We start from the raw sequence: 243 nt of genomic DNA, 5'->3' as shown, positions 1-243 counted from the left end.
CCAGATCGCCGCAGCCGTAGGCCGTCCCGATATGCACGCGGGCGAGTTGCCGGTTGCCTATGTCCAACTGAAGCCGGGCACAACGGCAACCGAAGCAGAATTGGCCGAGTTTCTGCGTCACGAGATCAACGAACGCGCCGCGTTGCCAAAGGGGATACGAATCGTGGATGCGATGCCGCTGACGGGCGTCGGCAAGATCTTCAAGCCGGCGCTGAAACGGCGCGAAACGGCAGACGCCCTGGG

1 protein-coding gene is annotated in these 243 nt (G+C 63.4%); it reads left to right on the top strand.

Annotated features, from left to right (window positions below; genetic code table 11):
• Positions 1–243 (top strand): AMP-binding enzyme (locus P0D80_RS51720; RefSeq protein WP_408296821.1); only part of this gene is annotated, 243 nt, incomplete at both ends.

It is taken from the genome of Paraburkholderia sp. RL17-373-BIF-A (assembly GCF_046030175.1).
In the GTDB taxonomy this organism is placed as follows: domain Bacteria; phylum Pseudomonadota; class Gammaproteobacteria; order Burkholderiales; family Burkholderiaceae; genus Paraburkholderia.
Note: the sequence above shows the minus strand (reverse complement) of the source record. Positions and strands in the feature narration are given on the sequence as shown.